Here is a 17,940-nt window from a genome sequence, read left to right on the forward strand (position 1 = left end):
CTGCTGTTAATTGAAAGGTTTCAGATCAACGCGGGCCATCATCGCAGCAAGCTGCGGCCGGTCCGTCACGCCAACATTGCTCTGGCTGACCGCCAGTGCCGCGACCGCCGTCGCCAGACGCAGAGTATGTTCGCTGGATTCGCGCATCAGCAGGCCGTAAATCAGGCCGCCGACCATCGAGTCGCCCGCGCCGACGGTGCTGATCACATCGCAGGCCGGCGGCTTGGCCAGCCAGGCGCCGGAAGCATTGACCCACAGCGCGCCTTCCGCGCCCAGGGAAATGACGACATGTGCAATCCCCTGTTCACGCAGCGCGTGCGCGGCATCGACCACATCGTCCAGCGTCGGCAACTTGCGGCCCGCCCAGATTTCCAACTCGCGACGGTTGGGTTTGACCAGCCACGGCGAGGCTTTCAGACCGGCGACCAGCGCTTCGCGGCTGCTGTCGAAAATGATGCACGGGCATTGGCTGCGCAGGCGGGTCATCCAGTCGGTGAAGGCGTCAGGATCGACGCCTGCCGGCAGGCTTCCGCTGACCGCCACCATGTCGAACTGACCCAGCCAGCTCAGCGAATCGTTAACGAAGCGCTGCCAATCTTGCGGCGTCACTTCAAAGCCCGAGAAGTTCAGGTCCGTGACGTCACCGTCCTGCTCCGTCAGCTTGACGTTGATACGTGTACGTCCGTTGACGACCTGAAAACGGTTGGCGATCCCCAGTTCGCTGAACAGTTGCTGAAATCCATCCTGGTTATCTTTGCCCAGGAATCCCCCCACCGTCACATCAATGCCCAAGTCTTTCAGGACCTTGGCGACGTTAATCCCTTTACCCGCAGCGTGCAGACCTGCGGTTTGGACCAAGTTGACTTCCCCACGTTCGACCTGCGGGCAGTATCCCACCAGATCGTAAGCCGGATTCAGCGTAATGGTCGCGACTCTCCTGCTCATGCTCCCTCCCCTAATCCGGATGCAATAGCTTCACCGATGGCTTTCAGCGCGGCTTCAGCATCGCTGCCATTGGCGGTAAATCGTAAATGATGGCCGGACTTCACGCCCAGAGCCACCACTTTCATCAGGCTACGGGCGTTCGCCGGTTTGCCTGTCCCGTCGAGGTTGGCGACGGTAATTTCACTCGTAAACTGTTTGACGACGTTGACCAGCATGGCGCCGGGACGGGCATGCAGGCCGTGTTCATTACGAATAATGAACTCCGCCACCAGCGCGTTGCTTTCTTCCGCCGCTTCGCTGGATAACAAGGTCAGCAGCGTCGGCGCGTCGGCGCTGAGCAGGCTGTCGAACTTACCCGCGCTCAGTAACTTGCTCAGGTAATCAATCGGCGCATTTACCTGATCGTCGGCGGCTGACACCGTCAGCAGCATCGCCACCTTTTCGTCATCAGCAACCAAAGGCTCCAGCGGACGACTAATCGCCAGCGCGCTAATCAGATTGCCCTCCTGGCTGTCGCTGACCCAGATGCCGTGGCCCAGATGCAACGGCTTGCTGACCACCACATTGCTGACGAAGCGGGCGTCGACGGCACCGATCTGCTGTAATTTGCCCGCGTTTAGCGCCTGCAGCGTGACCAGATTATCCGTCGCCACGTTCAGAGAAATCAGCGAGGCGTCGAAGCGGAACTCCGCCGTCTGCTGTTCGCCCATCAGCACACTGCGCAACTCTTCCGTCGACGTGGTTGACGCCAGGCGTTCAGCCACGCTGTCATCGCTCAGAACGTGAGTCAACTGACGCAGCAGCGCCAAATGTTCGTCGGAGCGTGCCGCGATCCCCAAGACGACGTAAGCGGTTTGGTTGTCTCCCCAGGCGATCCCTTTAGGAAACTGAAACACCTGAATGCCCGTCTTGCGGACCAGGTTGCGCGTATCCGTCGTTCCATGCGGTATGGCGATACCGTTTCCCAGATAAGTAGAAGTTTGCAGTTCACGCTGTAGCATTCCTTCAACATACTCTTCGCTGACGCAACCTGCTTCAGTCAGCGCGGCTGCCACTTGTTTGATGGCCTCCTGCTTGTCGCCGGCGGTCGCCCCTATATGAATATCTTGCTGTGACAACTGGAACATAGTTCTCCTCTCCCGCCAAAATTGAATCGTTTCAGCTTTTATGGAAAAAAAATGGCCGAGTGATTAAAATCGTTTCATAAAACGCGCTACTGAAGCGTTTCAGAATACTGCGTCTTTCCCAATGTCTATGCAAGCATTGTCCATTAAACTCAGTATGATTCTTAGAGGTAACGCACATTTTCGCATCAACACGGTTATAGTTCAGTTTTAGCGCGATGCCAGCTGAAATGTGCTGAAGAAAACGGTTTACCCTTTTACGTCCCGCAGGCGTAGAATACGACGCTCTGTTCATTTTTCACTCCGTCAGACCACCATGCATACATCCGCCACGACACCGCGACGACTGCCAGACATCACCGTGTCCGCTTTTCTGCTTGTTGCGTTTCTCTCCGGTATCGCCGGAGCCTTGCAGCTCCCGACCCTGAGTCTGTTCCTCTCCATGGAAGTCCATGCGCGTCCGGTACTCGTGGGTTTGTTCTACACCGGCAATGCGGTCATCGGCATTGTGGTCAGCCAACTCCTGGCCAGTTACTCCGACAACCGCGGCGACCGCAAGCGGCTGATCGTGGCCTGCTGCCTGTTCGGCGCGTTGGCCTGCCTGCTGTTTGCCTGGAATAGAAACTATGCAGTGCTGTTGTTGGTAGGCGTATTGCTCTCGAGCTTCGGCTCGACGGCCAATCCACAGCTGTTCGCGCTGGCGCGTGAGTATGCCGACCGTTCAGGGCGCGAGGCCGCGATGTTCAGCTCCGTGATGCGCGCGCAGATCTCGCTTTCCTGGGTTATCGGTCCGCCCATCGCCTTCGCGTTAGCGCTGGGATTGGGCTTCCCGGCGATGTATATGACCGCAACCGGCGTGTTCTTACTGTGCGGTCTGATGGTCGGACTGCTGCTGCCGTCGATGCCGAAGCATCCCCGCATCAAAACCGCCGAAACGCTGGATTCGCCGCGCAGCCACCGCCGCGACACACTGCTGCTCTGCGCCGCCTGTACGCTGATGTGGACCTGCAACGGCATCTACCTCATTAATATGCCGCTTTATTTAGTGCAAGAGCTGAAGCTGGAAGAGAAGCTGGCGGGCGTAATGATGGGCACGGCGGCCGGGCTGGAAATTCCGGCGATGCTGATTTCGGGTTATCTCGCCCGGCGTCTCGGCAAGCGCTATTTAATGAGGCTGGCTATCGCCGCCGGCCTGCTGTTTTATCTCGGATTATGCCTGCTGGACTCTCCGCGGGCGCTGCTGGCGTTACAGTTGCTGAACGCCGTGTTTATCGGCATTCTGGCCGGTATAGGCATGCTCTATTTTCAGGATTTGATGCCGGGTCAGGCAGGCGCGGCCACGACGCTGTTTTCGAATACCTCCCGCGTCGGCTGGATCATTTCGGGTTCGCTGGGCGGACTGGTGGCGGAGATCTGGAACTATCACGCGGGATTCATCCTTGCGCTTGGTCTGAGTCTGGCGGCAGGCTACTGCATGTGGCGCATTAAAGATGCCTGACTCGGGGCAACCATTCAGGGTGCCGTCGCGTTTTCCAATTGAATCAGGTAAATGAGAGATTCATCTCTATGCTGGCCGCACATATCCCGCCGGGGTTGCAGGCTGGCGCACACGGCAGGCCGCAGCGGCGAATGAAAAATCTTGCAGCGCATTCGCGCATCCAGATGGATGCAAGGCGTATTAGCGGGTTTTCCCTGCGGCATGCCGGGAAGCGGGCTCGATATAGAAGGTGCGATGCAGCAAGCGCCGCAGTCGGGACGACAGTCCATCACGATGTTCCTGTGGGCGATGAGATACAGGGAGACAAAGGCGGACCTTATCAGCCCTCATCGGCAAAGACTACCGCTTTTCCACGCGTTGACGCCGCTTGACGTAAATCCTGCTTGCCTGAATCCGGCCGCGCGAGTAACTTGTCGCCACAAAAATTTATCTCACCCTTCACAAGGTATGTCTTCCATGGCAAGAGCTAACGAAATCAAACGCGGTATGGCCGTTAACTACAACGGCAAACTGCTGCTGGTCAAAGATATCGATATTCAGAGTCCAAGCGCCCGTGGTGCCAGCACGCTATACAAAATGCGTTTTTCCGATGTCCGCACTGGACTGAAAGTCGAAGAGCGCTTTAAAGGCGATGATATCCTCGACACCATTACCCTTTCTCGCCGCCAGGTGACCTTCTCTTATATCGATGGCGACGAATATGTCTTCATGGATGATGAAGACTACACGCCGTACAACTTCAAAAGAGAGCAGATTGAAGATGAGCTGTTGTTTATTCCTGAAGGCGGTATGCCGGGCATTCAGGTCCTGACGATGGATGGACAGATTCTGGCGCTGGAACTTCCGCAGACGGTCGATCTGGAAATTGTCGACACCGCCCCCGGTATCAAAGGCGCTTCCGCCAGCGCACGCAATAAACCGGCCACCCTGAACACCGGTCTGGTGATACAGGTGCCGGAATACCTCAGCGCTGGCGAAAAAATCCGTATCCACATCCCGGAGCGCCGATACATGGGCCGCGCCGAATAACGCAGGCTGTACCGACCCCGGTTTGCGCCGAGCGTCTTGTTTTACTGATTTCTTCGGGAGACGCCTGTATTAACCCAAGTCAATGTGATTACCGGCTTCCTCGGCAGCGGCAAAACCACCACCCAGTTTCACCTGCCGTCTCAAAAACCGGCGGATGAAGTCTGGGCGGTGCTGGTCAACGAATACGGCGAAATAAATATCGATGGCGCGTTACGGGCCGACCGCGGAGCCGTGCAGAAAGAGATCCCCGGCGGGTGTTTGTGTTGCGTCAACGGATTGCCGATGCAGGTCGGGCTGAATATGCTGCTCTAGCAGAAGAAACTGCTTCGTTTGCTGATCGAACCCACCGGACTCGGGCGCCCGGATAGCCGTATTGATATAACCAACGAGACCGAAGCGGTGTGGAATTCGCTCCAGCGCAGCGCACATTGTTACAATCCCGTTTAACCGCACTGCGGTAGTTTATTTTTAATCTTTTAGTTAATGAGCAGTTCCTATGTCCAAACGAAATATTCCTGTGATTCTTTTATTGAACGCGATTGGCATTGCGTTGTTTCTTTCCTGGTATTTACCGGCCAATCACGGCTTCTGGTTTGCCATCGATGAATCTATTTTCTTTTATTTTAATCAGCCCCTGTCGACCCACCACGCATTCCTGATGCTGGTGGCGATGACCAACAACCGCGCGTTTGACGGCTGTTCTTTGCTGGCAATGGGCGCGCTGTACCTGAGTTTTTACCTCAAAGCCACGCAGGTCGATCGCCGTCGACTGCTGATACTGGGGATCGTCATGCTGCTCACCGCCGTGGTGCTGAACCAGCTCGGCCATCTGCTGCCGGCGCAGCACGCCAGCCCTTCGCTGTTTTTCGAGCACATTAACCGCGTCGGCGAACTCACCGGCATCCCGACCAAGGACGCCTCCCGCGACAGCTTCCCCGGCGACCACGGCATGATGCTGATGATTTTTGCCGCCTTTATGCTGCGCTATTTCGGTGTAAAAGCCTTTTCGATCGGCGTGCTGATTACCATTGTCTTTTCATTGCCGCGAGTGATGATTGGCGCGCACTGGTTCACAGATATCGCCGTCGGCTCGCTGTCCGTCGCACTGGTGGGATTGAGCTGGTGGCTGCTGACGCCAGCCAGCGACGCTCTGCTCAATGCCCTGAACCGCCGACTCCCCGGTAAATACCGCCCGACCGACGCCTCGCATTGACGCTTCACCGCAGCCAGATATCCTGCCTTTTGGCTGCGGTTCTCTCTTCTTTACCCCGTTTTTTCGTCAATAAAACCGTGTTCTGCTACCATTAATCCATTCCGCAGTGATTCATATCCGCTTTTTGTAAAATTTCATCACGAGTTCATATAAATAAAAGGAGGAAAAGTACTCGCAAATTTTTTTTCATTCCGGTAGTCTCGACAAAATCTGTTGTTTATGAACGATTGTCCGCCACGCACGAAATGCGATAGACAGAACATACCGCTATAGAAAAAGTGCTGCTCGGCACGGTTTGGCGATCCGGTTATTGTCCCTAAATAACGATTCCTGAGTCTTATTGGGTTTGGCATATACAGCATATAGCGATCATTTCGTTCGCTAAGGACACGAAGGGAATATAACAGCAATGGTCAAATCTCAACCGGTACTGAGATACATCTGGCGGGCCCTGCCTGCCGTCGCGGCAGCAATCGTTCTTACCGCCTGCAGCAGCAATAACAGTGATACGGTATTAAATTCTCAGATTGATAGGCGTGTGGTTAATGGTGATCCTTCACTACAAGCCTCTCAGGCTGAATTCGAAGCGATGGTCCAGAACGTGGAAGTGAAAACCAAGTTGCTTGACCAGTACGCGAGTTGGAAAGGCGTTCGTTACCGCTTAGGCGGCCAAACCAAGAAAGGCATCGATTGCTCCGCCTTTGTTCAGCGCACCTTCCGTGAACAGTTCGGCATGGATCTTCCCCGCTCCAGCTATGAGCAACAGGAAGTTGGTCAGAAAATTCAACGCAATAAATTACGCCCTGGCGATCTGGTCCTGTTTCGCGCCGGTTCGACGGGACGCCACGTAGGCATTTATCTCGGCGGCCAGCAGTTTGTCCATGCGTCAACCAGCAGCGGCGTCACCATCTCGAATCTGGACGAAACCTACTGGAAACACCGTTATCAGGAAGGGCGTCGGGTGCTCGCGCAGGCTCCGCACAGCTAATCCTTCTTTTCCCTGTTGATGCCGACCAAAAGAAATCCTAAACGCCGCATATTTATCGCGGCGTTTTTCATTGGCGCTCGCACGAGCTCCTGCTAACACAAAAGGAATACGTTAAAATGCCTTTTCGTGCCTGTGCCAGCACCATCGCTTTTTATACAACGATGCAACGCGCCACACCGACTCGTTGGCCAGCATTACTTGAACGACGTTATTCAGGAGTCAGCTGCCCCGATGTTTAAATCCGTCGCTTTCACCTTACTGTTTATCGCGTTCCCGCTATCGGGGCTGGCTGAGACGCTGCAACAGCCTTTTGCTTTCACCATGTTGGACGCCCCGAAGTACAATAAAAGCTTCACCCACTTCGATTATGTCAACCCAGATGCCCCAAAAGGCGGGCGCATCACCCTCAGCGCGTTAGGTTCGTTCGATAATTTCAACCGCTATGCTTCACGGGGATTGTCCGCGGTCAGAACCGAAGTCCTTTATGATTCACTGTACGTCAATTCCGATGATGAGTCCGGTAGCTATTACCCACTGATCGCCAGCGGCGCGCGCTACGACAGCGGCTATCGTTGGCTGGAGATCGACCTGAATCCCCGCGCCCGCTTTCACGATAACTCGCCGGTCACCGCCTCAGACGTCGCCTTCACCTTCAATACCTTTATGACGCAGGGTGTCCCGCAGTTCCGCGTATACTACAAAGGCACGACCGCCCGTGCGCTCAACCCGCTTACCGTGCGGTTCGACTTCGGCGCACCGGATAAAGACAAAATGATCGGGCTACTGACGCTGCCCATTATCCCGGAAGCGTTCTGGCGACATCGCAAGTTCAACGAACCTCTGACCCAGCCTCCTCTGGCGGGTGGACCATACCGGATCTCCGACTATCATATCGGCCAATACGTTATTTATTCCCGCGTGAAGGACTATTGGGCGGCCGATCTGCCGGTCAACAAAGGGCTATATAATTTCGATGCTATTCGCTACGACTACTATCTGGATGAAAGCGTGGCGCTGGAGGCGTTTAAAGCCGGGGCTTTCGATATGCGCATCGAAACCTCCCCCAAACACTGGACGACGCTATACCAGGGCGGCAACTTTTCTCGAGGTTATATTATCAAGAAAGACGAGCTGAACACGGCAGCGCAGTCGACGCGCTGGCTGGTATTCAACACGACTCGCCCGCTGTTTCACGATCGACGAGTGCGTCAGGCGCTGACGCTGGCGTTTGATTTTAACTGGATGAACAAAACGCTGTTCTTTAACAGCTATCAGCGCGCCAACAGTCTGTTTCAAAACACGGAGTATGCGGCGACGGGCAGTCCCAGCGCCAACGAGCTGCAGTGGCTGACGCCGCTGAAAGATCGCATTCCTGCTGAAGTCTTCGGCCCCGCCTACCGTCCGCCGGAATCCGATGGCAGCGGCTACGATCGTACTCATCTGCTCCAGGCGCTCGACCTGCTGAAACAGGCAGGCTGGGAGCTGAAAAACAATGCGTTAGTCAATCAGCAGACCGGTCATCCTTTCCGGTTTGAACTGCTGATCTCCAACGCCGGCAACGCTCAGTTCGTACTCCCATTTCAGCACAGCCTGAAACGGCTTGGCATCGAGATGACGGTGCGTATAGTGGATGTACCGCAGTTCAACAACCGTCTGCGTAAGCGGGATTTCGATATGCTGTCGCGGCCGTATGTCACCGAGCCGTATCCCAGCGCCAATCTGGCGATGAGCTGGAGCAGCCAGTATCTCGACTCCAGCTACAACTCCCCCGGCGTTCAAGACCCGGCCATCGATCGCCTCATCGACCAAATCATCCGTCATCAGGGCGATAAGTCGGCGTTGCTGCCGCTAGGGCGCGCGCTAGATCGGGTAGTGACCTGGCATCAGTTCATGATCCCCATGTGGTTCAGCAATCACGATCGCTTCGCCTACTGGAACAAGTTCAGCATGCCCGCCGTGCGTCCAACGTATGCGCTAGGATTCGACAGCTGGTGGTACGACGCCAGCAAAGCCGCCACCCTCCCGGACGAACGGCGATAAGGACTGGATATGGGAACTTACCTGGTACGACGACTGCTCTTCGTGATCCCCACCCTGTGGGCGATCATCACCCTCAATTTTTTCATCGTGCAAATCGCGCCCGGCGGACCGGTCGATCAAGCTATCGCCGCGATTGAGATGGGACAACTGAGCGGCTACGGCAGCAGGGGGAATGCCCATGGGCCCGGCGGCAAACCCTCGGTGGAGAATACCTATCGCGGCGGCCGGGGACTGGACCCGGAAGTAATACAGGAAATCACCCGGCGCTACGGTTTCGACAAACCTCTGCACGAGCGCTATTTCAAGATGCTGTGGGACTATGTGCGTTTCGACTTCGGCGATAGCCTGTTCCGCGGCGAGTCGGTGATCGGCCTTATTAAGGATCGCATGCCGGTTTCCATCTCGCTGGGGCTTTGGAGCACCCTGATCATCTATCTGGTCTCAATACCGCTGGGTATTAAAAAGGCGGTTCGCGACGGTTCTCGCTTTGATACCTGGAGCAGCGCGCTCATCGTTGTTGGTTACGCCATCCCGGCGTTTTTGTTCGCCATCCTGCTGATTGTGCTATTCGCGGGCGGCAGCTATCTGGACTGGTTCCCGCTGCGCGGTTTGGTCTCCAGCCACTTCCACACCCTGCCCTGGTACGGCAAGATAACCGACTATTTGTGGCATATCACGCTGCCGGTGTTAGCGCTGGTGATCGGCGGCTTCGCCACGCTGACTATGCTGACGAAAAACGCCTTTCTGGATGAGATCCGCAAACAGTACGTCGTCACCGCCCGCGCCAAGGGGCTGAACGAAAAAAGCATTCTGTATCGTCATGTGTTCCGTAACGCCATGCTGCTGGTTATCGCCGGTTTCCCCGCCACCTTTATCAGCATGTTCTTTACCGGTTCGCTGCTGATCGAGGTCATGTTCTCGCTCAACGGTCTGGGGCTATTGGGCTATGACGCCACGCTGCAACGTGATTATCCGGTGATGTTTGGTACGCTGTATATTTTCACGATCGTTGGATTGTTGCTGAATATCATCAGCGATATGACCTATACGCTGGTCGATCCGCGTATTGATTTCGAGGAGCGCCAATGAGCCGATTCAGCCCTCCTAACCAAGCCCGCTGGGCGCGTTTCCGGCAAAACCGCCGGGGCTACTGGTCGCTATGGATTTTTTTAATCTTTTTCATCGTCACGCTGTTTTCAGAACTGATCGCCAACGATAAGCCGCTGTTGGTGCGTTATGACGGTCGGTTTTATGTCCCGTTGATGGCGAACTACAGTGAAACCACCTTTGGCGGGCAGTTTGCCACCACGGCCGACTATCGCGACCCGTATCTGGTCAAACGGCTGGAAGATCACGGCTGGGCGATTTGGCCGCCGATCCGCTACCGCTACGACACCATCAATTACGCCGCGACCACGGCATTCCCCTCTCCGCCGTCCCGGGACAATCTGCTGGGGACCGACGGTCAGGGCAAGGACGTCTTGGCGCAGGTGCTATACGGCTTTCGTCTGTCGCTCCTGTTCGGCCTGTCGCTCACACTGCTGTCCTCCGTCATCGGCATTGTCGTCGGCGCGACGCAGGGCTACTACGGCGGCCGGCTCGACCTCTGGGGACAACGCATTATCGAAGTCTGGTCGGGCATGCCGACGCTGTTTTTAATTATTCTGCTCTCCAGCGTGCTGCAGCCGACGTTCTGGTGGCTGCTGGCGATTACCGTGCTGTTCGGCTGGATGACGCTAGTCAGCGTGGTGCGGGCGGAATTCCTGCGCACCCGTAACTTCGACTACATCCGCGCGGCTCAGGCCATGGGCGTCAGCGACATCATGATTATTCTCCGCTGCATACTGCCCAACGCGATGGTGGCGACGCTCACCTATCTGCCGTTTATCCTATGCGGTTCCATTATCACGCTGACGTCGTTGGACTTTTTGGGTTTCGGCCTGCCGATGGGGTCTCCATCGCTAGGCGGACTGCTGCTCGAAGGCAAAAATAACCTGCAGGCGCCGTGGCTGGGGATCACCATCTTCATGGTGATGGCAATCGTCCTGTCACTCCTTATCTTTATCGGCGAAGCGGTGCGCGACGCCTTCGATCCGAGCAAGGTGTATTGATATGGCCACGACTCCCCTGTTACAGATCAAGGACCTCAGTATCGCCTTTCAGCGTGGTGATGCCGAAAAGCGTGTAGTGGACGGCGTCTCCTTTGATATCCGCGCGGGCGAAACGCTTGCGCTGGTCGGCGAATCCGGTTCGGGGAAAAGCGTGACGGCGCTGTCGATTCTGCGCCTGTTGCCCTCTCCGCCGACGCGCTATCCTCAGGGCGATATCCTGTTCAAAGGTCAATCCTTGCTGCATGCGCAGGAAGAGACGCTGAGGCGGCTGCGAGGTAATCGCATCGCCATGATTTTTCAGGAGCCGATGGTCTCGCTCAATCCGCTGCAAAGCGTGGAAACACAGCTGTCTGAGGTGCTGTCGTTGCACCGGGGAATGCGCCGGGAGGCCGCGCGCGGCGAGATCGTCGATTGTCTGGAACGCGTCGGCATTCGCCAGGCAAAATCGCGTCTGGCGGAATACCCGCATCAACTGTCGGGCGGAGAACGTCAGCGCATCATGATCGCCATGGCGCTACTCACCCAGCCCGATTTGCTGATCGCCGACGAGCCCACCACCGCGCTGGATGTTACAGTGCAGGCGCAAATCCTGACCCTGCTGGCGGGGCTGAAACAGGAGCTGGGGATGAGTCTGCTGTTCATCACCCATAACCTGAACATCGTCCGGCAACTGGCGGACAACATCGCAGTGATGCAAAACGGCCAATGCGTTGAACTGAATCAGGCTAACGCGCTGCTGACGTCTCCCCAGCATCCTTATACTCGCCGCCTGCTGGACGCGGAACCGACCGGCTCGCCACCCGCGCTGACGACCGAGCATTTACCCCTGTTGGAAGTTAAGCACCTGAGCGTCAGTTTCCCGGTCAAACGCGGGCTGCTCGGGCGTAAAACGGCTGAAAAGAAAGTGGTACAAGACATCAGCTTTACGCTGCGGCGGGGTGAAAGTCTGGGACTGGTCGGCGAATCCGGCTCCGGCAAAAGCACCACGGGACTGGCGCTGCTAAGGCTGCTGGCCTCTCAAGGGGAAATCTGGTTCGACGGTCAGCCGCTTCACCAGTTCGCCCGCCGTCAGATGCTGCCGGTGCGCCGGCGTATACAGGTGGTTTTTCAGGACCCTAACTCTTCGCTCAATCCGCGCCTGAACATGGAACAGATTATTGCCGAAGGGCTGAAGGTACATGCAAAAATGACGCCGGCAGAGCGCGAAGAACAGGTCATTGCCGCGCTCCGGGAGGTGGGGCTAGACCCGGACAGCCGCCACCGCTACCCGTCCGAATTTTCCGGCGGCCAGCGCCAGCGCATCGCGATTGCCCGCGCGTTGATCCTGCAACCCGAGCTGCTGATTCTGGATGAGCCGACCTCGTCGCTCGACCGCACCGTACAGGCGCAAATATTGACGCTGTTGCAGACGCTACAGCGCAAACATGGGATTGCCTATCTGTTTATCAGTCATGACCTACAGGTGGTGCGCACGTTATGTCATCAGGTCATTGTGTTGCAACAGGGCCATGTCGTGGAACAGGGAGACTGCCGGGAGGTCTTTACTCAGCCGCAGCAGCTCTATACGCGTGAATTGTTAAAGTTATCGGTGTGAGAGCAACCCGGCCTGCGGGTTGCCGTTCAGAAGGGATATTGTGCGCTAATGGGCTCGGCAATCGCCACGCCCAGATTTTTCAGCCGGCATAAGGCGGCGCTTTCATCCTGGCGGTGCAGAAACAGGCAAGATTCCCCTTCCCATTCCAGCACGCTGCACTCCACCTGGATTTCGTCCAGCGATCGTTTCAGCTGAGGCATAATACGCCGAGCATCTTCTTCATTATGACTTAACATTTTGAATCCGATGAGGTTATCGTCATCTTCGCTGCCGTTTAGGGGGATCGGTTCCACACGGATACCCGTGCAGCCGGTTGACCAACGGTAACTTTGCGGCAAACGATGAACCACCGAAAGTTGAAGACTATTCACAGCTGTTTCCTCGGTTAAGCAAAAATGCAAATTTACAAAATAACAACACAATAAAAACATCTTTGACGCGGGCTTCCTGGCTGACATCAGCCCTGCGCTACGACGCTCGTGGCGGTAAAACCACCCGGCGACCTGATCGTGATAACCCATTCTGGCGGTTATATTTTGTTAAGGCGATCACGAATAAGGGGTAAATTTCGTTATATGTAACCTTTTACCCCCGATATCTCAATCGTTATTTTCATATTATTCACTTTTTATAGCAAAATATTCACAATCAAGGAACATTTGTGCTTCTTGGTTGAGGCATATGGCGATCGATTCAGGCGCGACGAGGACGGTTGGCGTAGAAATAGAACGCCAGTGCCCCAGCGGAACAGACCACCATGCTGATCACCATCGGCCAGGCGGTGTGGAACGCCGCCACCGATAGCGCGACGCCGACCAGCGAGCCTAATCCGAAACGCAACGTCCCTGCGACGGACGAGGCCGTTCCCGCCATGTGCGGAAAATCGCCCAGTACCACGGCCAGCGCATTTGAGGCTACCGTCGCCACGCAGCCGACGTAGACGGCCACCCCAACGACCAGCGGCAGAAATCCCAGATTCAGGGCGCAAACCGCCACCAGAAAGATCCCCATGACAAACTGAATCAGAATACCCAGTCTGAACATGAATATAGCGCCCATTCGCGACACGATGCGGCTATTCAACAATGTCATCAGGAACAGGAAGATAATGTTAAGCGCAAAATAGTAACCGAAATTCTGCGGCGACACGCCGTTCAGATCGATGTATACAAACGGTCCCGCGCTCAAAAACGAGAACATACCGGCAAACGACAGGCCGCTGGCGAGCATGTAACTCATCACCCGGCGATGACGGAACAGCAGCACAAAGTTGTTCAGCGTCGTTTGCAGATTAAACCGCTGTCGGCGTTCGAGAGGCAGCGACTCACGCACATACTTCCAGACCAGCACCGAGGTCAGAAGCGAGGCGGCGGCGATGGTCCAGAAGATGGCGTGCCAGTTCAACCAAAACAGCAGCGCGCCCCCCAAAATGGGCGCCAGCAGAGGAGCCACGGTCATGACCAAGATGACAAACGACATCATCCGCGAGAATTCCTCTTTGGAGAACATATCCCGCATCAGCGCATTGATGACTACGCTGGCGGACGCCGCGGACAGACCGTGGAGAAAACGCATCGCCACCAGTTGCTCCACCGTTTGTGAAAGCGCGCAGGCGACGGCCGCGACCGTAAACATAATCACGCCCCAGAGGATCACCGGGCGTCGTCCGACGCTGTCCGACATGGGGCCATAAAAAATTTGGCCGATGGCGAAACCGAAGATATAGGCGCTGAGGGTCATCTGCACCCGCCCGGCGTCCACATCAAACTCTTTGGCGATCACCGGTAACGCAGGCAGATACATGTCGATCGCCAGCGGCATCAGCATGGAGATCAGGCCCAGTATGACGATCAGACCAACGCGGGAAGGTAGTTGAGCTTGCACTGAAAATCATTCTCCTGATAGACAACACGATCCCACGACGGCGGAGCGCCAGGCTCCGTATGCTGTCACGACGGCCCGGACGTAACAATTGACGAAACGCTGGGCTAGCGGGACACCCATACTGATGATGGCCCGACCAGAAGACAGCTAGAGGCCGACGCTGGCCACTTCTTCCGGCATGAGAGGACGGTACTCCCCTTCTGCCAGCGAGTCATCCAGCACGATGCCGCCGATACGCTCCCGGTGGAGCGCCACGACGTGGTTACCCACCGCGGCGAACATGCGTTTCACCTGATGATAGCGGCCCTCGCTGATAGTCAACCGCACCTGCCGATCATCGACGTGTTCTAACGTTGCAGGCAACGTCAGACTTTTTTCATTGTTCAGTTGGATCCCGGCGGCGAACTGCGCGGCCGTTTCCGGCTGTAACGGTTGTTCCAGCGTCACAAGATAGGTTTTCTCGCAGTGATGCTTGGGCGAGGTGATGCGATGAGACCACTGCCCGTCGTCCGTCAGCAGCACCAGTCCGCTGGTATCAATATCCAGACGGCCTGCGGCATGGAGCTTGTGCGCCATCGGCTCATCCATAAAGTATAAAATAGTCGGGTGGTCCGGATCGTCGGTAGAGCAAACATAGCCCTGCGGCTTATGCAGCATGAAGTAGCGCGGCCCGTGCTGCTGTTCGAGGGGACGACCGTCAAACTCGACGACCTGGTCCGGCAACAGCTTGAAAGCACCGGTTTTAACGACGTCGCCATCCACCGTGACTCGCTGAGCGCGGAGTTCACGCGCTACCAGAGAACGGCTGAGTCCCAACTGCTGAGATAAAAATTTGTCCAATCGCATTAACGGTTTACTGCCTATATTGCATATGTGGCCGATCAGGGCATGGCCCTGCGTGCAGGAGCTATCCATCGTGTCGCTGTGTTTGCCGCGCCGACCGCAAATGCTTGCGGATTGACCGGACCAACGCCTACCGTTGCTCGCTCCTCTCCTGAGTAATAGGCATAATAGAAGCAATTTCGCCCCTGTCCAAGCGGCAGCCCCCTTCTAAATGGCGGTGTGCGTATTCCAAAGGAGCCTTATTATGTCATCAATTCAGGGTGATGAAGTACTACAAATGACGATCCCGACCCAGCGCCACGCCACGATAACCCCTTTGCTCTCCGGCGCTTCCGTCACTTTCCATCAACGCCTCCGCCTGCATGCCGACGCTCGGAAACCGGCGTCCACCCTGCCTTTAACTCCCCTACGCTATCGCTAACGATGTCGTTTACGCTACGTCCCTACCAGCGCGAGGCCGTTGACGCCACGCTGGACTATTTTCGTCAGCACGCCTCACCCGCCGTTATCGTCCTTCCTACCGGCGCGGGCAAAAGTCTGGTGATTGCTGAACTGGCGCGGCTGGCGCGCGGACGCGTGCTGGTATTGGCTCACGTCAAAGAGCTGGTGGAGCAAAACCACGCCAAGTACCGGGCGCTAGGGCTGGAAGCCGATATTTTTTCCGCCGGACTGCGTCAACGTCAAAGCCAGGGCAAAGTGGTCTTCGGCAGCGTTCAATCCGTCGCACGCCATCTCGCGCATTTTGATCAGGCGTTTTCGCTGATGATCGTCGATGAGTGTCATCGTATCGGAGATGCGGATGATAGCCAGTACCGCCAGATTCTGCGCCATCTGCAGAGCGTCAATCCCCGGCTGCGGCTACTTGGGCTGACCGCGACCCCTTATCGGCTCGGCAAGGGGTGGATCTATCAATACCACTATCATGGGATGGTGCGGGGAGACGAAAATTGTCTGTTTCGCGACTGTATCTATGAGCTGCCGCTGCGTTACATGATCAAACACGGTTTTCTGGTGCCGCCGGATCGTCTGGATATGCCGGTGATTCAGTACGACTTCAGCAAACTGAAAGTACAGGGCCACGGTCTGTTCAGCGAGGCCGACCTGAACCGGGAACTGAAACGTCAGAAACGCGTCACGCCGCAAATCATCCGTCAGATTCAGGATTACGGGGCCGACCGCAAAGGGGTGATGATCTTCGCCGCCACGGTGGAACACGCCGCTGAAATCACCGGCCTGCTGCCGGAGGGCGAAGCGGCGCTCATCAGCGGAGAAACCCCGCCTGGAGCGCGCGATACCTTGATTACGGCGTTCAAGCAGCAGAAATTGCGCTATCTGGTCAACGTTTCTGTACTGACCACCGGCTTTGACGCGCCTCATGTCGATCTAATCGCCATCTTGCGTCCTACCGAATCCGTCAGCCTGTATCAGCAAATTGTCGGGCGCGGCCTGCGCCTATCTCCGGGCAAAACCGACTGCCTGATTCTGGACTACGCGGGCAATCCCTTCGACCTCTACACGCCGGAAGTGGGTGCCAGTAAGTCGCATGCGGACAGTCAGCCGGTGCAGGTGTTTTGCCCGCAGTGCGGCTTTGCCAATCTGTTCTGGGGAAAATGTACGGAAGACGGCACGGTGATCGAACATTTCGGCCGCCGCTGTCAGGGGTTTACCGAAGATGACGACGGCCGGCGCGAGCAGTGCGATTACCGCTTCCGCTTCAAAAGCTGCCCGCAGTGCGGCGCCGAAAATGACATTGCCGCCCGTCGCTGTCATCAGTGCGACGCCGTGCTGGTTGATCCGGACGATATGCTCAAAGCAGCGCTAAAACTCCGCGACGCTCTCGTGCTGCGGTGCAGCGGCATGAGTCTGACGCCCGGAGAGGATAGCAAAGGCGACTGGCTGCGCATCACCTACCATGATGAGGACGGCGCGGAGGTCAACGAACGCTTCCGGCTGCATACGCCCGCGCAACGCAACGCCTTTGAGTACCTATTCCTGCGCGTTCATCAACGCGCCCCTGGCGTTCCGTTCGCGTGGAAAACCAGCGCCGACATCCTGCAACAACAGGAGCGACTACGTGCGCCCGACTTCGTCGTCGCCCGCCTGCAGGGAAAATTCTGGCAAATCCGCGAAAAGCTGTTCGATTATCAGGGCCGGTACCGACGCGCCAATGAGCTACGAGGCTGAGTGTGCGGCGGTTTTATTTGCCCGAAGCGCCATATTCCGCTAGAATTCCGCCCGCTTTTGCTTCGGCATGAGCAGAATCATCCAACCTGTTGCTGGGTCGCCTGTAGCAGGATCACTTTTATATCAGTAGAGAAAGCCATGATTACTATCAACGCAGAAGTTCGTAAAGAGCAGGGTAAGGGTGCGAGCCGCCGCCTGCGCATCGCCGGTAAATTCCCCGCTATCGTTTACGGTGGTACGGAAGCGCCTATCGCTATCGAACTGGATCACGATCCGGTTAAAAACCTGGAAGAGCGTACGGGTGAGCCGTTCTACACCGAAGCTCTGACTCTGGTTATTGATGGCAAAGAAACGAAAGTGAAGGTTCAGGCTGTTCAGCGTCACGTGTTCAAACCTAAACTGACTCACATCGACTTCGTTCGCGTTTAAATGACGTCTTGAGTCATCCCGCTGTTTCAGCGGATAAAAACGCCGCCTCGCGGCGTTT

At 56.3% G+C, this 17,940-nt stretch carries 17 protein-coding genes and 1 pseudogene; 12 read left to right on the forward strand and 6 right to left on the reverse strand.

The genetic code is table 11. The features are described from left to right. Positions 1 to 6: 6 nt before the first annotated feature. Together fruK and fruB are read right to left on the reverse strand one after the other, a co-directional pair. Complete coding sequence (gene fruK, locus I6N93_RS09500) at positions 7 to 945, reverse strand: 1-phosphofructokinase (protein WP_026740507.1); 939 nt, start codon at positions 943 to 945, stop codon at positions 7 to 9. After that, a complete protein-coding gene (gene fruB / locus I6N93_RS09505; RefSeq protein ID WP_085684652.1) occupies positions 942 to 2,072 on the reverse strand; it encodes a fused PTS fructose transporter subunit IIA/HPr protein in 1,131 nt (376 codons plus the stop codon). The genes fruK and fruB overlap by 4 nt, the downstream gene beginning before the upstream one ends. A gap of 313 nt (positions 2,073 to 2,385) precedes the next feature. Between fruB and I6N93_RS09510 the strand changes: the two genes are divergently transcribed. Then, on the forward strand, positions 2,386 to 3,567 hold the full coding sequence (locus I6N93_RS09510) for a sugar efflux transporter (protein ID WP_085684654.1): 1,182 nt from the start codon (positions 2,386 to 2,388) through the stop codon (positions 3,565 to 3,567). 14 nt (positions 3,568 to 3,581) lie between these two features. On the opposite strand, the gene I6N93_RS09515 is transcribed toward I6N93_RS09510, so the two are convergent. Then, on the reverse strand, positions 3,582 to 3,836 hold the full coding sequence (locus I6N93_RS09515; RefSeq protein ID WP_085684656.1) for a YkgJ family cysteine cluster protein: 255 nt from the start codon (positions 3,834 to 3,836) through the stop codon (positions 3,582 to 3,584). Positions 3,837 to 4,023: 187 nt separating this feature from the next. Between I6N93_RS09515 and yeiP the strand changes: the two genes are divergently transcribed. The 8 genes and pseudogenes from yeiP to yejF all read left to right on the forward strand — a co-directional run bounded on the left by yeiP (position 4,024) and on the right by yejF (position 12,542). Continuing rightward, positions 4,024 to 4,596: an elongation factor P-like protein YeiP gene (gene yeiP / locus I6N93_RS09520; protein ID WP_085684658.1), complete on the forward strand. Its 573-nt coding sequence runs from the start codon at positions 4,024 to 4,026 to the stop codon at positions 4,594 to 4,596. 84 nt (positions 4,597 to 4,680) lie between these two features. Beyond that, positions 4,681 to 5,013, forward strand: a pseudogene (locus I6N93_RS09525) (GTP-binding protein); the annotation flags it as partial. Positions 5,014 to 5,092: 79 nt separating this feature from the next. Then, positions 5,093 to 5,809, forward strand: a complete 717-nt coding sequence (locus tag I6N93_RS09530; protein WP_085684660.1) for a phosphatase PAP2 family protein — start codon at positions 5,093 to 5,095, stop codon at positions 5,807 to 5,809. Positions 5,810 to 6,218: 409 nt separating this feature from the next. Then, on the forward strand, positions 6,219 to 6,797 hold the full coding sequence (mepS, locus tag I6N93_RS09535; protein WP_085684662.1) for a bifunctional murein DD-endopeptidase/murein LD-carboxypeptidase: 579 nt from the start codon (positions 6,219 to 6,221) through the stop codon (positions 6,795 to 6,797). Positions 6,798 to 7,028: 231 nt separating this feature from the next. Next, positions 7,029 to 8,837, forward strand: coding sequence for an extracellular solute-binding protein (locus tag I6N93_RS09540; protein ID WP_085684664.1), 1,809 nt, complete (start codon positions 7,029 to 7,031; stop codon positions 8,835 to 8,837). 9 nt (positions 8,838 to 8,846) lie between these two features. Continuing rightward, complete coding sequence (locus I6N93_RS09545) at positions 8,847 to 9,926, forward strand: microcin C ABC transporter permease YejB (protein WP_085684666.1); 1,080 nt, start codon at positions 8,847 to 8,849, stop codon at positions 9,924 to 9,926. Continuing rightward, positions 9,923 to 10,948: an ABC transporter permease gene (locus I6N93_RS09550; RefSeq protein ID WP_085684668.1), complete on the forward strand. Its 1,026-nt coding sequence runs from the start codon at positions 9,923 to 9,925 to the stop codon at positions 10,946 to 10,948. The genes I6N93_RS09545 and I6N93_RS09550 overlap by 4 nt, the downstream gene beginning before the upstream one ends. A gap of 1 nt (position 10,949) precedes the next feature. Further along, positions 10,950 to 12,542: a microcin C ABC transporter ATP-binding protein YejF gene (yejF, locus tag I6N93_RS09555; protein WP_112123107.1), complete on the forward strand. Its 1,593-nt coding sequence runs from the start codon at positions 10,950 to 10,952 to the stop codon at positions 12,540 to 12,542. 26 nt (positions 12,543 to 12,568) lie between these two features. Here the strand turns inward: yejF and I6N93_RS09560 are convergent, their stop codons facing one another. From I6N93_RS09560 to rsuA, 3 genes are all read right to left on the reverse strand, one after another. Beyond that, on the reverse strand, positions 12,569 to 12,913 hold the full coding sequence (locus tag I6N93_RS09560; protein ID WP_085684670.1) for a YejG family protein: 345 nt from the start codon (positions 12,911 to 12,913) through the stop codon (positions 12,569 to 12,571). Between the two features lie 322 nt (positions 12,914 to 13,235). Next, positions 13,236 to 14,426 carry a Bcr/CflA family multidrug efflux MFS transporter gene (locus I6N93_RS09565; protein WP_085684672.1) on the reverse strand — a complete coding sequence of 397 codons (1,191 nt, stop codon included), beginning with the start codon at positions 14,424 to 14,426 and terminating at the stop codon, positions 13,236 to 13,238. Between the two features lie 147 nt (positions 14,427 to 14,573). Next, the gene (gene rsuA / locus I6N93_RS09570) at positions 14,574 to 15,272 is read right to left on the reverse strand and encodes a 16S rRNA pseudouridine(516) synthase RsuA (RefSeq protein ID WP_085684972.1); all 699 of its coding nucleotides are present in this window, start codon (positions 15,270 to 15,272) and stop codon (positions 14,574 to 14,576) included. Between the two features lie 241 nt (positions 15,273 to 15,513). Between rsuA and I6N93_RS09575 the strand changes: the two genes are divergently transcribed. The 3 genes from I6N93_RS09575 to rplY all read left to right on the forward strand — a co-directional run bounded on the left by I6N93_RS09575 (position 15,514) and on the right by rplY (position 17,882). Then, entirely contained in the window at positions 15,514 to 15,690 is a 177-nt protein-coding gene (locus I6N93_RS09575) for a hypothetical protein (RefSeq protein ID WP_158088399.1), read from the forward strand. A gap of 2 nt (positions 15,691 to 15,692) precedes the next feature. Beyond that, entirely contained in the window at positions 15,693 to 17,453 is a 1,761-nt protein-coding gene (locus I6N93_RS09580) for a DEAD/DEAH box helicase (RefSeq protein ID WP_085684674.1), read from the forward strand. Positions 17,454 to 17,591: 138 nt separating this feature from the next. After that, complete coding sequence (gene rplY / locus I6N93_RS09585; protein WP_085684676.1) at positions 17,592 to 17,882, forward strand: 50S ribosomal protein L25; 291 nt, start codon at positions 17,592 to 17,594, stop codon at positions 17,880 to 17,882. Positions 17,883 to 17,940: the final 58 nt, after the last annotated feature.

Source organism: Lonsdalea populi, assembly GCF_015999465.1.
GTDB lineage: Bacteria > Pseudomonadota > Gammaproteobacteria > Enterobacterales > Enterobacteriaceae > Lonsdalea > Lonsdalea populi.